The sequence below is a fragment of the Stutzerimonas stutzeri KOS6 genome (assembly GCF_000307775.2).
GTDB classification, from domain to species: domain Bacteria; phylum Pseudomonadota; class Gammaproteobacteria; order Pseudomonadales; family Pseudomonadaceae; genus Stutzerimonas; species Stutzerimonas stutzeri_B.
In genome coordinates this window covers 1-13,284 of sequence record NZ_KK020678.1, presented here as the reverse complement: position 1 = coordinate 13,284, position 13,284 = coordinate 1, and the positions used below count along the sequence as shown (strand labels likewise).

Annotated in this window: 12 protein-coding genes; 4 read left to right on the top strand and 8 right to left on the bottom strand. The window is 57.1% G+C overall.

Annotation, left to right across the window (positions count from 1 at the left end):
• Positions 1-18: 18 nt before the first annotated feature.
• The 4 genes from flgC to B597_RS44020 all read right to left on the bottom strand — a co-directional run bounded on the left by flgC (position 19) and on the right by B597_RS44020 (position 2,865).
• Entirely contained in the window at positions 19-462 is a 444-nt protein-coding gene (gene flgC, locus B597_RS44035; protein ID WP_003295755.1) for a flagellar basal body rod protein FlgC, read from the bottom strand.
• A 10-nt stretch (positions 463-472) separates the two neighbouring features.
• Positions 473-877: a flagellar basal body rod protein FlgB gene (flgB, locus tag B597_RS44030; RefSeq protein WP_003295756.1), complete on the bottom strand. Its 405-nt coding sequence runs from the start codon at positions 875-877 to the stop codon at positions 473-475.
• 196 nt (positions 878-1,073) lie between these two features.
• Positions 1,074-1,943 carry a protein-glutamate O-methyltransferase CheR gene (gene cheR, locus B597_RS44025; protein ID WP_419184910.1) on the bottom strand — a complete coding sequence of 290 codons (870 nt, stop codon included), beginning with the start codon at positions 1,941-1,943 and terminating at the stop codon, positions 1,074-1,076.
• Positions 1,933-2,865: a chemotaxis protein CheV gene (locus B597_RS44020; protein ID WP_003295759.1), complete on the bottom strand. Its 933-nt coding sequence runs from the start codon at positions 2,863-2,865 to the stop codon at positions 1,933-1,935. The genes cheR and B597_RS44020 overlap by 11 nt, the downstream gene beginning before the upstream one ends.
• An 87-nt stretch (positions 2,866-2,952) precedes the next feature.
• Between B597_RS44020 and flgA the strand changes: the two genes are divergently transcribed.
• From flgA to B597_RS44000, 4 genes are all read left to right on the top strand, one after another.
• Positions 2,953-3,699 carry a flagellar basal body P-ring formation chaperone FlgA gene (gene flgA, locus B597_RS44015; protein WP_031323792.1) on the top strand — a complete coding sequence of 249 codons (747 nt, stop codon included), beginning with the start codon at positions 2,953-2,955 and terminating at the stop codon, positions 3,697-3,699.
• Between the two features lie 111 nt (positions 3,700-3,810).
• Complete coding sequence (gene flgM / locus B597_RS44010; RefSeq protein ID WP_003295762.1) at positions 3,811-4,140, top strand: flagellar biosynthesis anti-sigma factor FlgM; 330 nt, start codon at positions 3,811-3,813, stop codon at positions 4,138-4,140.
• Positions 4,141-4,180: 40 nt separating this feature from the next.
• Positions 4,181-4,651 (top strand): flagella synthesis protein FlgN, encoded by a 471-nt coding sequence (locus tag B597_RS44005; protein WP_003295764.1) that lies wholly within the window; start codon positions 4,181-4,183, stop codon positions 4,649-4,651.
• 62 nt (positions 4,652-4,713) lie between these two features.
• Complete coding sequence (locus B597_RS44000) at positions 4,714-5,460, top strand: flagellar brake protein (RefSeq protein ID WP_024162492.1); 747 nt, start codon at positions 4,714-4,716, stop codon at positions 5,458-5,460.
• A 407-nt stretch (positions 5,461-5,867) separates the two neighbouring features.
• Here B597_RS44000 and B597_RS43995 read toward each other — a convergent pair whose 3' ends face one another.
• The 4 genes from B597_RS43995 to B597_RS43985 all read right to left on the bottom strand — a co-directional run.
• On the bottom strand, positions 5,868-7,229 hold the full coding sequence (locus B597_RS43995; protein ID WP_043290075.1) for a TolC family outer membrane protein: 1,362 nt from the start codon (positions 7,227-7,229) through the stop codon (positions 5,868-5,870).
• A gap of 4 nt (positions 7,230-7,233) precedes the next feature.
• A complete protein-coding gene (locus B597_RS43990) occupies positions 7,234-8,556 on the bottom strand; it encodes an HlyD family type I secretion periplasmic adaptor subunit (protein WP_024162490.1) in 1,323 nt (440 codons plus the stop codon).
• A gap of 13 nt (positions 8,557-8,569) precedes the next feature.
• A complete protein-coding gene (locus tag B597_RS0223825) occupies positions 8,570-10,276 on the bottom strand; it encodes a type I secretion system permease/ATPase (protein ID WP_031323788.1) in 1,707 nt (568 codons plus the stop codon).
• 347 nt (positions 10,277-10,623) lie between these two features.
• Positions 10,624-13,284: beta strand repeat-containing protein (locus tag B597_RS43985; RefSeq protein ID WP_226925012.1), on the bottom strand; the 2,661-nt coding region annotated here is incomplete at its 5' end.

Sequence of the window (13,284 nt, the reverse complement as noted above, 5' to 3'; positions counted from 1 at the left end):
GAATCAGGCTCCGTGAGATTACTGACCCAGCGTCAGCACTTTCTGCAGCATGGTCTTGGCGGTATTCATCAACTCGGCATTGGTCTGGAATGCGCGACTGGCGGAAATCATGTCGGCCATTTCCTCCACCACGTTGACGTTCGGGTAGTAGACATAGCCGCTTTCGTCGGCAGCCGGATGATTGGGCTCATAACGCGCCTGCAGCTCGCCCTGATCCTCGACCACGCCCAACACCTGAACCCCTGCGCCGGCCTGATCCTGCTCGGCGAACAACGACTGCTCTGGCTGGCCATCGGCCTGCTGAAACACGGTGGCGAACACCGGGTGTCGAGCACGGTAGGTCTGATCCACGCTGGAAGACACGGTTTCCGCGTTCGCGATGTTGCTGGAAATGGTATTCAGGCGTGTGCTCTGAGCACTCATTCCACTGCCGGCAATGTTGAAGACGCTGCTAAGAGACATGGGGCACTCCTTATTCGCCGCGCAGGGCACTGATCAGCCCTTTGAATTTGCTATTGAGCAGGGTGAAGCTCGCCTGAAAGTCCACGGCGTTCTTCGCATAGTTGGCTTGTTCGACCTGCAGATCGACGGTGTTCTGATCCAGCGAGGGGAGTGCCGGCGTGCGAAAACGCAACGAGGCATCGGCAATTTCCAGTCCTTCGGCGGCAATATGCTTGTCGCTGGTTCGGGTTACGCCGAAACCGCCTTGAGTTTGGGCCGCCTGCTCTGCAAGCACACTGCCGAAATCGAGATCACGCGCCTTGTAGTTGGGCGTATCTGCGTTCGCAATGTTGTTGGCCAGGACCTCGGCACGTTGTGAGCGGAAGCCGAGCGCCTTCTCATGGATGCCCAATGCCTTGTCGAAACTGATGCTCATGATCTGGCCCTCTGCCGGATACAGTCTGCTTGCGCATACCCCAGCAAAGCCCATGCCATAGCCGGCAAAGCGTTGATTTATAAGGATTGAAGAAACAGGAGTCGCCCCAGGGGCGTCAAAAGCGGCAAGCCTTTACCGCCCTTTTGCCGCAAACGACGATCGTGCATGACGGTTTTCTGCCGCCAGCACGAATCGATCACTTGGCCTTGTAGATGATGCCCGGACTGCACTGCACCATCTGATACAACTCGGGAAGACCATTGAGTGCCTCCGAGGCACCCAGAAACAGATAACCACCGGGGCGCAACGTCGCGTGAATACGCCTGAGAATGTCTTTCTTCACATCGGCGGAAAAGTAGATCAGCACATTGCGACAAAAGACGATGTCGAACTTGCCCAGCACCGCATAGCTATCGAGCAGGTTCTGAACACGAAACTCAACCCGCGAACGAATCGCCGGCTTCACCGCCCAGCGGCCCGCTGCCCTAGCCTCGAAATACCGCTGCAAGCGCTCACTGGAGAGACCGCGCGCAATCGCCAGACTGTCGTATTCGGCCGCCTTGCAGGCGGTGAGCATGGCACCCGACAGTTCGGTCGCAACGATCTGAACCGCGGTCTTGGGCTGGCTTGGATTAGCGCGCTCATACTCGTCGACAGTCATGGAGAGCGAGTAAGGCTCCTGCCCAGACGAGCACGCCGCAGACCAGATACGCAAACGCTGGCCAGACGCTCCCTTCAGCATCTCCGGCAGCACGCGACTTCTGAGCACTTCGAACGGATACGTATCACGAAACCATAGCGTCTCGTTGGTCGTCATCGCATCGACCACCAACTCGCGCAGGCCGCTGCGCGGCTGCGCCTGAATCTTCCTGACCAGATCACCAAGCGTCTTGATGCCCTGCTGCTCCATCAGCTTGTTCAGGCGACTGGACACCAGATATTGCTTGTTGCTACCCAACAGAATGCCGCACGTCTTTTCAAGGAACACCCGGAACTGCTCGAAATCCAGATCGACTGACACCAATAAAGCCTCACCATCATGAGAGGACCTAGCCTCAGTTTGCATCCGCCTGCCTGATTCGATCAGCCACACGAGCCGCAAGATCGTCAGGCTGGAACTTGGCAAGGAAATCATCCGCCCCCGCCCGTTTCACCATGTTCTGGTTGAACACACCGGAAAGGGAAGTATGCAGGAGTATATGCATGGCATGCATGCGTGGATCGTGGCGCACCTCAGTTGTCAGGGTATAGCCATCCATTTCCGGCATTTCAATATCGGAAATCATCATCAAGAACTCTTCGGCCGGATTCTTGCCTTCATCCGCCATTCGCTTCAGGTAGTTGAGCGCCTCGCGTCCATCATTCAGCTTGACGACCTCGATGCCCAGATTCTCGAGGCAACGCGTGATCTGCTTGCGGGCCACCGATGAGTCATCAACGACCAACACCCGACACGCAAGCGCCTTAGCCCGGGTATCGTCATCCACTACGCTCGGCGATACCTCTTCCGACGTCGGCGCCACCTCGGCCAGCACCTTTTCTACATCGATGATCTCTACCAACTTGTTATCGATATGCGTGACGGCGGTCAGATAGTGATCGCGCCCCGCCCCCCTGGGCGGCGGCAGAATGGCTTCCCAGTTCAGGTTGACGATCCGCTCGACCGAGTGAACCAGAAATCCCAGCGTCCGGTTGTTGTATTCGGTGATCACCGCAAACGAATTCTGCACGTCCATCAACGCGGACTTGCCCGTAGCAAGCGACAGATCAAGGATCGGCAGCGTCTGACCGCGAATGCTTGCCACCCCGCGCACTACCCTCCCGCACTTGGGCATGATGGTCAGCCGGGGACACTGCAGCACCTCCCGCACCTTGAATACGTTGATTCCATACAGCTGCTCGCCCTCGAGGCGAAACAACAGTAACTCAAGGCGATTCTGACCCACCAACTGGGTACGCTGGTTAACCGAATCCAATACACCGGCCATGCCAGTCTTCCTCTCTGCTTGCAGTTTTCGGGGCATGCGGCGATGACGCGGCACGCCCCTTGCTATGGTTGGGATATGAACGTCCATATGACCATTTTCCGGCGCGGTGGCCAGAGACTGCGAAGAAGCACAGCGATATTCACTGCGCTCTGCACGATGGGCCAATTTGCCCATGCGTCAACCATGTCACATCCTGAACAGCTTATCGACGTGACCGAGCAGTTTCTTGAGCAGGTGGTAACCGACTATTTGAGCCGCAGCGATATCGACGCACGTCATGAAATAGTCGTCAGCCGCCTGGACCCCCGGTTACGCCTGCATCAGTGCGACCAACCGCTGGCGACTCGCTTAGGTAGCACGAACGGCGCACCGATAGGGCGAGTGACAGTAAGGGTTAGCTGCCAAGGCAGCAATCCGTGGTCAGTGTTCGTACCGGCACAGGTCCGACTCTACCGCGAAGTCATCGTCGCCAGCCGGTCACTTCTGCGCAACACGGTGCTGCGCGAAAGTGACGTGAGCACTGCCGAGCGGGATGTCTCCAGCCTCAATCAAGGCTATGTAACGCGACTGGATGAAGTATTGGGCAACAAGCTGACCCGCCCGGTACAGCCCGACCAGGTGATCGCTCCCAACCAAATGGAGCTGGCCAAGGCGGTGCGCAAGGGCGATCACGTAGTCATCACCGCCAGATCCGGAACCATCAGCGTACGCATGCCCGGTGAAGCGATGGCCGATGGCGTTCCAGGCAAACAGATTCCAGTGAAGAACCGACGCTCCGGCCGCACCGTCAAGGCCCGAGTGATCGGCCCCGGACAGGTTGAAGTCGCAATGTAGAGCACGCAGGCGATTGCTTTTTCCCGTGTGCCGTTGGGAAAAAACCGCTAAAGTTTCGCCCATTGTTGCCGAACACATGGCAAGCGTCCTGATTCCTTTGAGGTTTGCATCATGGTCATCGACTTCAATCGCCCCAATAGCCCGCTGAGTGCGCCCCCTACCGGGCGTAGCAGCGTGCAAAGCAACGAGCGCGCAGAAAGCCCTCGACAGGAGGCTACCGGCGAAGCTTCCAAAACAGCCGTCAACGCTTCTAGCAGCGACACGGTACAGCTGAGCCCTGAAGCACAGCGCCTGCAACAGGCCGCCGACAAGCTGAACGAGCAGCCTGCCGTTGACCAGGAGCGCGTGGCCAAGCTACGACAGGCAGTCGCTGACGGCTCCTATCAGGTTGATAGCGCGCGCGTTGCAGCCAAGCTGCTGGCGTTCGAAACACAGCGCTGAGCCTGGACCAGACATCTACGCGAGTCCGCCAGAACCCAACATGCATGACACTACCCTGCTTGAGCAACTGGCCGAAGATATCGGCATAACCGGTCAACTCCTTGAGCTTATCGACTTGGAGTTTACAGCTCTGAGCGACCGCAATCTGGTTGACCTGGAAGCCATCCTGACGAAAAAGCAACCGTTGCTTGCCCTGCTCGGCCAGCATGGTGCTCAACGCAGCCAATGGCTTGTCGACCAACAGCTGAGCCCCGATCTGGCAGGACTAGAGGCTGCGGCAAGCCGAGCCGAACAAGGCGATAGCATTCTTGAGCAGGCCCGACTGCTGGAAGCGGAGCTTGATCGCTGCCGCACTGCAAATGAGCGAAACGGGCGTCTGATTCGGGCAAACCAGAGCACTTTGGGCGGCATGCTGAAAATTCTGCAAGGGAAGGATGACACTCCGGGTCTTTACGACAACCGGGGAGGTGCTGCCCGCAGCAACCAGCAGCGGCCTTTGAGCCAAGCCTGAACGAACAACCGCCATGAGGACGCTTACTATGGTGACAATAATGCGCCGGAGATCACCGGACCGTGTCTAGCTTGTTCCTGGAGCAGGAAGGCCCTCAGCCGCCCAAGGTACTGACCTCACCGCTTGAAATATACGCCAACCTGCGCCCTCTTCTTGATAATAACGTTCCGCTTACCGTCCGTTTCCATGAGCGCAATCAGCGCTACCAGAGCTTTCTGGTACAAATGAACCGTGAAACCGGCTGGATTGCGCTGGATGAAATAATTCCCAACGATGGAGAAAGACTGCTACTGCAGGGCGAGCCGATTCACATCGACGGTTTTTACGAAGGCGCCCGGATATCCTGGACGAACGATCAGCCAGCTCACCTGAGCGAGATAGACGGCGCACGCTGCTATTGGATTCCAGCGCCCGCAGAGCTGACCCATCACCAGCGGCGCAATGCCTACCGTGCGCAACTCAAGGAAACCGCCGTAGCCGCCCAACTGGGAAGCGCGTCAAACCGAAAATCGCTGGAAGGCAAATTGCTCGACATATCGGCTACCGGCTGCAAGCTGAGCGTCAAGGGCGACTACCAGGGCAGCCTGCAAACAGGGCAGGTCTACGAACTCGTCGCCAAGCTACCGATAGGGCTGATCCAGACAGAAGTCGAGCTGCGCCACCTGCTGTTCGACGAAAAGCTGGACATAACGATGTGCGGCCTTAAATTCCATCGCCTCGCTGGTCAGACACAGCGACAAATCGAGCGTCTCGTCTATCAACTGCAGCGCGACGCGCGTCGTGAGAATGCCGAACCCCCGTTCGGCTAGAAGTGCACAGGAAAGAGAAAATTACTTTTCAAAGAATTGATCCGCCGCCGCCCCCATTTCTGATTTGACTGGTGTCGCACCCTAAAGCACAGACACTCTGGCTTGCGATTGGATGATGGAGAGGCGCTGGCGTCAAATAGCGCCATGTCACACACAACGACACAGCCCTTCCCAAGCGCCCCCGCGATCCGGTAAACATGCATCTTAATCTAGAACTCGGGACGCAATTCTACTTCGCTGATCACCCCGGATAGCACTCCGACAATCTCACACTGCTGTCGATGGTGCCCACAAGCGCTAAGGCGAAGAACCCTAATAACACAGAACACGACTGACATCGCGCCTGAAACGACGCCAGAAGTAGAACAGCCTTTAGCCGATCCACTCCTTCGATTAGATGCTTAAATTCATCCGCCTGATTCAGTAGTCGCCAGGGGTAATGCATCCAGCAGCCACTCATTGACCGTGCGCACATCATTACGCACCAGTGAGCCGCTCCAGCGCCTCAATAGCAACGAACTCAAGATGAAATCATACTGTGACTGCAGCATTGCTCGGCGCGCCGCATACTCCTCCTTGATGCTATTCAAAACGTCTACCGCATTCATCACGCCATAACCAAAAGCGTGCTCGGCAGCTTCACGAGCTTTTGTCGAAGACTTCATGGCCTTGCGCGCAGCAGCAATCTTGCTCACTCCCGCCTGCGCATCGTAGAAGGCCGAGCGTGTTTCCCGCACCACCTGACGCTTTGCCTGCTCAAGCTCTTGCTCGGCCACGATCAAGTCGGAAGCGCTAGCCGAAACACGCGCACGGGTCGAGCCGCCACTGTATAGAGGTACTTGAACACCCAAGCTGACGACATAGGTATCCGTGATTTGCGCCTGGCTGTTTTCGTAACCGATGTCGCTACGCTGGCCACTCAGACTCAAACTGACCTTTGGCCTGTACCCGCCGGAAGCCTGTTGCATAGCGGCCTGTGCAGCAGCTACAGCACGGCTGCGCGCCTCTATAATCGGATTTTCAGAAATCGCCTGCCGTACCCAGTACTCACGATCATGCTCGGGGGGCAAAAAAACGGCCTGCTGGTCAACACGCTTCAGACGCCCGACAATCTCACGGCCAACGATTTCCGACAACGCCTCACGCCCCACCTCAACTGCGTTGCGCGCTTCTATTTCACCGGCTTTTAACGAATCTACACGTGCCGAAATTTCTAGCACATCGGTGATCGTTGCCAGCTGACGTTTGTATAGTGAGTCAACGCGCGCCAAGCTGCGCTCCGTAGCACGCAATTCAGCGGACAGCAGCGCCAGCTCATCTTCAGCAGCCAGGGCAGTGAAGTAACGCTCGATTAGATCGAGCGTCGCCTCCTCTTGAGTAACGGCAAATTCCGCCTGTTGCTGCACGGCCAACTCACTATAGCGCCGGTAGTTGTTCCAAGCTTGCGAGTCGTAGATGACCTGGCTCAAAGTGAGCGCGTAGCGCTCACCGTTATAGGCCTGCCGAGTCATGTCGTTTTCCTGCGCGGTTCGATTGAGCGTACTGCTTGCGCTCAACTGCGGAAGCAATTGACCGAATGCCTCCCGCTTACGCCATTTACCGCCTTCGAGTAGCGCGCGCCCGGCGAGCACCCGCGGGTCTTGCAGCTCAGCCTCCTGAAACAACTGCCACAAATCGACCACCCGCTCCTCATCCTGTACCACGGCAAATGCTGCAGGTGCAAAAGGCACGCTCGCTAGCAGCATCACACCACATAAAAGATACCGCATAACGTCAGTCCTCAATCAGCGAGCGAGCAAATGCGTTGGTTGCTGGCTGAACCAAGTATTCAAACAGCGTCCGTTCACCCGTATTGATCAATACTTCCGCCGGCATGCCGGGCACGAGAACCAAGTCTTTCAGCTGCTTCCGGCCATTCTCAGTAAGCTCCACCCGCCCGAGGTAATAGGGAATGCCAGATTGCTCATTGACCAATCTATCGGCCGAAATCCTCGTTAAAACACCTTCGATAACAGGCGTAGTAGCGCTTTTGAACGCACTGAAGCGAATATCGGCAAGCTTGCCCACACCCACTCGATCGATATCCATCGGCGAGATTTCCACGTCAATAACCAGATCTTCGCTTGCAGGCACAAGGTCCAGCAAAGGAGTTCCTGGACTGACCACGCCGCCCACCGTGTGAACCTGCATCCCCAGAACCATGCCAGACTCTGGCGCGCGTATCTTGATGCGCTGCGCCCGGTCATTCGCCGCAGCCATCCGCTCGTTCAAATCGAAAATCGTTGTTTGCACCTCCGCGAGCTGCGTGACGACTTCGGAAATAAAATCTTTGTTCAACTGCATGATTTGCAGGTCAGTCTCTCCAATCTGCAAACGGGAGCGAGCGATCGACGAGTGAAGATCAGCGATCTCCGAGCGCAGCCGGACCGCGTTGCGCTGCTGCTCACGCAAGCGCTGCTTGTCGACGAAGCCTTCCTGCAAAAGGGCAGTAAGATCGGATACTTCTTCTTCGTAAAAAGCCGCTTCCTGCACCTTTCCTTCTATAACAGCTTGAAAGCCTCTGATCTGTTCATTCAACTGCACCACACGCTTCTGCAGGACACTGATCTCACCCAATCGTGCGGCGCGCCTGGCATTGAATATCTGCAACTCGCTCTGACGTGCTTCATGGACTCGCCGATCGGTATCAGGCGCGCCAAAATCAACATCTTCATCATCGCTGCGCTCCGCCATAAGCCGGGCTTCCAGCGCCTGGGCCGCTATCAGTTGGCTGCGGATTACCTCCAGCTCGGCAAACACCTGAGTACCATCCAACTCGACCAACACATCGCCCGCCCGGACCTGATCGCCGTCGTGAACATGTAGAGCACTGACGATACCTCCCTCCAAGTGTTGCACTGTCTTTCGATAGCTCTTGACGGTTACCACTCCAGGTGCAAGAGCTGCACTATCAAGCGGCGCCAAGGCCGCCCATGAGCCAAACAGCCCGAATGTGACAAACAAGACTGCATATCCAATGCGCCTGACCGGCAGGTCATTAGTGTTTACGGGTAGCGAAGGCGAGGAGCCTGCAGCGGAAGAATTACTCACGTCCATTAATCCTCAAGGGTTACGCCTGGGCGGCTGCCACGGACTGCTGGGCCTTGCTCAATTCGGCAAGCACCCTGCCCCGCGGCCCGAACAGCACCAGGGCGCCGTCACGCAGCACCAACAGTTTGTCCAAGGCATTGAGCACACTGGTGCGATGAGTAATCACGAACAGCGTACAGCCCGCCTGCTTGAGCCGGACGATAGCCTCCGATAGTGCCCGCTCACCTACGTCGTCCAGATTGGAATTGGGCTCATCCAGCACAATCAAGCGCGGCCGCCGATACACAGCGCGCGCCAAACCGATGCGCTGACGCTGCCCGCCGGATAACCCACCGCCAGATGCGCCGATTACCGTGTCGTAACCGTGCGGCAGATTGAGGATCAGCTCATGCACACCAGCGAGGCGAGCAGCCTCAACCACAGCTAACGGATCCACCTGACCGAAGCGGGCAATGTTCTCGTTGATCGAGCCTTCAAACAGCTCGACATCCTGCGGCAGATACCCTACATGCGGACCCAGCTCTTCACGCTTCCAGGCAAAGACATCGGCACCGTCCAGGCGTACCTTGCCCTGTGCGGCTGGCCAGATACCCAACAAGGCCCGTGCCAGAGTTGATTTACCGGATGCGCTCGGGCCGATAATGCCCACGGCGTCACCGGCCGCCACGTGAAAACTCAACCCAGTCAGTACCGGCTTTTGTGCACCCGGTGGCACCACCACAAGGTTTTCTGCAATTACCTCACCGACTGGCGCCGGTAACGACATGCGCTCAGGCTCTGCTGCAACCTGCTCCAGCAACTCATTGAGCCGCGCGTACTGGCCGCGTGCGGCAGAAAAGCCCTTCCAAGCACCAATCATCTGATCAATCGGCGCCAACGCCCGGCCGAGCAGGATCGAACCGGCGATCATCAACCCAGGAGTAATCTCCTGCTCGATGGCCAGGTAGGCGCCCACGCCCAGAATCAGCGACTGCACCAACAGACGAAAGGTTTTGGAAAATGCAGCAATACTGCCACCGCGATCACTCGCCACCCCCTGCAGGGCCAACACCTGGTCGTTCAGCCCCTGCCAGCGCTCACGCAACATGCCCAGCATGCCCATGGACTCCACCACTTCGGCATTGCGCAGGTTCTTCTGGGTAAAGGCCGTAGCGGCCAGGTTCTGCTTGTTGGCTTCCAGCAACGCCGCATTGGTGAGCCGCTCGTTGAGGTAAGCCAGGGCCACCAGCACCAGCGCACAACCCACTGCAAACCAGCCAAACCACGGGTGAAAGAGAAACATCACGGCCAGATAGATGGGCAGCCAGGGCGCATCGAAAAACGCGAACAGCCCATTGCCGGTAATGAACTGACGCAGGCCGGTCAGGTCACTCAGTGGCTGAGCCGAAGCCTGCATACCGCCGGAAGCAAGTGCCTGTTTGAAGCTGGCATCGTACAAACGAGGCCCGAGAATCAAATCGAGCCGAGAACTCAGCCGCACCATAATGCGCGAGCGCACCCACTCCAATATGCCCATGGTCACAAGCAGGAGAATGAGAATAAGCGTCAGCATCAGCAGTGTCGAATGGCTGCCTGTAGCAACGACCCGATCGTATACCTGCAGCATATAGAACGCGGGCACCAGCATCAGGAAGTTGATGAACAGACTGAAGAAACCTACGGAGAAAAAACCACCCTTACACACCAGCAAGGCGGCTCTTAGATCAGACATGGACGGGGAATTCATACGTAAGGCTCAAATGCTGATAGCAAAACAGCTCAGGATGATATCACGTCAATATCGGAATATTGCCATCGCCCTGATGCTTACACTGCTTTATGAGTGACATGCTTCCAGCAGTTGTTCCGACCGCAACTATGGCTGTCGCTCAGCAGGCAGCAGAGCACACAACTGACGTTCGATGTCGTGCAGCTGACCTGACACTAATCTATCGAGCCGACCGAAACGTAGCCGCGCCGACCACAACCCCCCACTTTTAAGAAAATAAAAAACCCGCCTTTGGTAAAAGGCGGGTGCAAGTGGTTCAGGTCATCTGCTGATGACCTGAACCTGCGCAATGAGCGCGTTCTCGATCAGGCGATCGTTAAGTTGGATAGCGTTGTAGCATCCGTTACACCAACCAGTTCAACGACGAGGGTCAGCTCGCCATTAGCTGTATCGACAGTCCCAGAACCTAGGTCATCCCAGAAGTAAATCCGGGTATCAGCCCCGTTGTCCAACGCAAAAAACATCTTCTGCATGGATACGCTACCAGTTACGTTCTGGTTGATCGCATTCACGATATCAGATGCCCCCCATGAAACTGCGTCGGCATCGATCAGGGCGAATTGCTGTTCAGAGGCCAGAGTTATTGCGCCACTTTCCGCGCTGACAACGTTAGCCTGCCCCGTGGTCTGATTCGACAAACCGAAGCCGGTCGCACTGAACTGCAAGGTATCTGAAGCACTGGTGTAACCACCTGCAACAAGCACATCGTATTGGGTTGCACTGAAATCAGCACCAGATCGGCCACCAACTTCTGCCAGCGAATTGAAGATCACCGAATCAGTGCCGCTACCGGTGTTGATAAAGTCAACCCCCACGCCACCGTCGATGGTGTCATTACCGGCAAGACCGAAAATGGTGTTGTTGCCCGAGTCGCCGCTAAGAACATCGTTGCCGGAAGTACCAAGAAGCACGAAGTCACTATCGTCCACCAGTCCAGCCATGCCCAGTAACTTGATAGTGGTCGTGGCATTGTCGTTGCCGGTTAGAGTGACGACTGCGGTAGTGCCGATGCTCGAGATGGAATAGCTGCTCGGCAAGGCGCCCTGGAAGGCGATCTTGTCCTGGCCATCCTTGAAGCCAACGATGATGTCAGTGCCCTGGCTGCCCACTGCGTCATAGACAAACAGATCTTGAGCGCCATCGTCTGCGGAGTTATCGCCACCGTAGATCACATCGTTACCGGCACCGCCTTTGATGATGTCGGCACCGCTACCACCGTAAATGGTGTCGTTGCCCGCACCGCCGTGCAGCGTGTCGTTACCGGCCAGGCCGCGCAGCACATCAGCAAAGTCACTGCCGATCAACAAATCACCACCAGCAATCGAGCTGCCCACCAGAGTGGCGCCTGACGAATTGTTGGCTGTCGCGGTTTTGAGCAGGCTGCCATCGGCAAACTGGATGGAAGTCCCGTCCAGATTGCCGCTATAGCCGCCAAGCAGCAGAGAACCGCCGTTGCCGCCAGTGATGGTTGTTCCTGCACCATCGACCAAAACGCTGGTCGAGGCTGCAGAGACTCCAGCGATGGTGATTACCGTAGCCGGGTCGTAGCTAGCTATCGTCACTTGCTCACCGGTGTCGAAGTCCACAGACCCAGGTACGACATCAGGGGTGGCAACCGGAATCTCGATGTACTGGGCATCCCCTGTCACACCATTCTCGCCACCGTCCACCACCTCAACGTAAAGGCCTGCGTCCACGCCGGAGCCGTCAGCAGAGAACTTCATGCCGTTTAGCGCCGCATTGATCTGCGCTGCGGTACCCGAAATGCGCAGCCCCAGCTCGCCGGCATTTTCGCTGCCTTCGCTGATAGTGACACCTGAGGCGTCGCTCAGATCGAGCGTGCCGCCAATAGCCGTCAGGCTTAGCGTCAGTTGCTCGTTTGCATCCGCATCGGATACGAGGAGCGAGCCGTTGAACACCACATCACCGCTGGCGGCACTGATACTTGGAGTACCGATTACGGTGATTTCCGGCGCATCGTTGGTGCCAGTGAGGGTGATGGTCGCGGTTTGTGCCACGCTGCCACCCTTGCCATCGCTGATCGTGTAGGCAACCAACACGTTGAGCGTCTCGCCGTAGGCCAGGGCGTTGAACGCTGCATTCGATGGGTCCACCGTCAGTGTCGAGCCAGCCAGACTGAAGCCCGTCGGCGCGACACCACTGGCAACGCCATCGCCCACCGTGTAAGTCACACTGCCAATACTCAGAACGTCAGCGGTATCTACATCGTGGGCACCACTCAGCAGATCGATGGTGTACGCCGCATCGCCCTCGTCTCGGCTACTGGTAATCGCACCACTTACCGTCGGCTGATCGTTGGTGCCGTTGATAGTGATGGTTGCGGTTTTAGTTGGGCTGGCAATGCCGTCGGTGACCGCATAGTTAACGACGATTACCAAGCTCTGGCCTTGGGCCAGGTAGTTGAAGGCGGAGTCGCTTGGATTGATGCTCAACACGCCGTTCGGCGCCAGGCTCAAACCGGCTGGAATGTCGGTGCCAGCGTTGTCTGTTGGAACCCCTCCAACCGTGTAGGTGGCATTGCTGACGCTGAGGATATCCCCGCTGTCGGCATCGCTCGTTCCAAGCAGCAGGTTAAGGGTGTAAATGCCATTGCCTTCCGTGTCGGAAGAGATCAGCGCTGCACCAACCACAGGCACATCGTTGGTGCCGTTGATGGTCACCTCGATCACTTGCTCAGTACCATCGGCAGCCTTGACCGTGAATTGCTCAACCTTGGTCGCGTTAGCACCCAGAGATTGCACGGCACTGTTGGCCACAGTGTAGCTCCATGCGCCGACAGCATCGATGCTCAGGCTGCCGAGGGTGGTGCCCACCGCAACGCCAGCGCCGACCTGGAAGGCATTATTGGTGCCATCGACATCCGTGCTGGTCAGGGTGCCGGTCGCTGTCAGGGTCGGTGCGCTGGTGTCTTCAGTCACAGCTCCCGTTGTAGTACCAGCAATCTC

What these genes read in the sequence shown, in the direction of transcription:
- B597_RS44005 (WP_003295764.1), top strand. Translation starts at nt 4,181, where the DNA reads ATGCATGACACTACCCTGCTTGAGCAACTGGCCGAAGATATCGGCATA.
- cheR (WP_419184910.1), bottom strand. Translation starts at nt 1,943, where the DNA reads ATGCAAACTGAGGCTAGGTCCTCTCATGATGGTGAGGCTTTATTGGTG.
- flgA (WP_031323792.1), top strand. Translation starts at nt 2,953, where the DNA reads ATGACCATTTTCCGGCGCGGTGGCCAGAGACTGCGAAGAAGCACAGCG.
- B597_RS43990 (WP_024162490.1), bottom strand. Translation starts at nt 8,556, where the DNA reads ATGGACGTGAGTAATTCTTCCGCTGCAGGCTCCTCGCCTTCGCTACCC.
- B597_RS0223825 (WP_031323788.1), bottom strand. Translation starts at nt 10,276, where the DNA reads ATGAATTCCCCGTCCATGTCTGATCTAAGAGCCGCCTTGCTGGTGTGT.
- flgB (WP_003295756.1), bottom strand. Translation starts at nt 877, where the DNA reads ATGAGCATCAGTTTCGACAAGGCATTGGGCATCCATGAGAAGGCGCTC.
- flgM (WP_003295762.1), top strand. Translation starts at nt 3,811, where the DNA reads ATGGTCATCGACTTCAATCGCCCCAATAGCCCGCTGAGTGCGCCCCCT.
- B597_RS43995 (WP_043290075.1), bottom strand. Translation starts at nt 7,229, where the DNA reads ATGCGGTATCTTTTATGTGGTGTGATGCTGCTAGCGAGCGTGCCTTTT.
- flgC (WP_003295755.1), bottom strand. Translation starts at nt 462, where the DNA reads ATGTCTCTTAGCAGCGTCTTCAACATTGCCGGCAGTGGAATGAGTGCT.
- B597_RS44020 (WP_003295759.1), bottom strand. Translation starts at nt 2,865, where the DNA reads ATGGCCGGTGTATTGGATTCGGTTAACCAGCGTACCCAGTTGGTGGGT.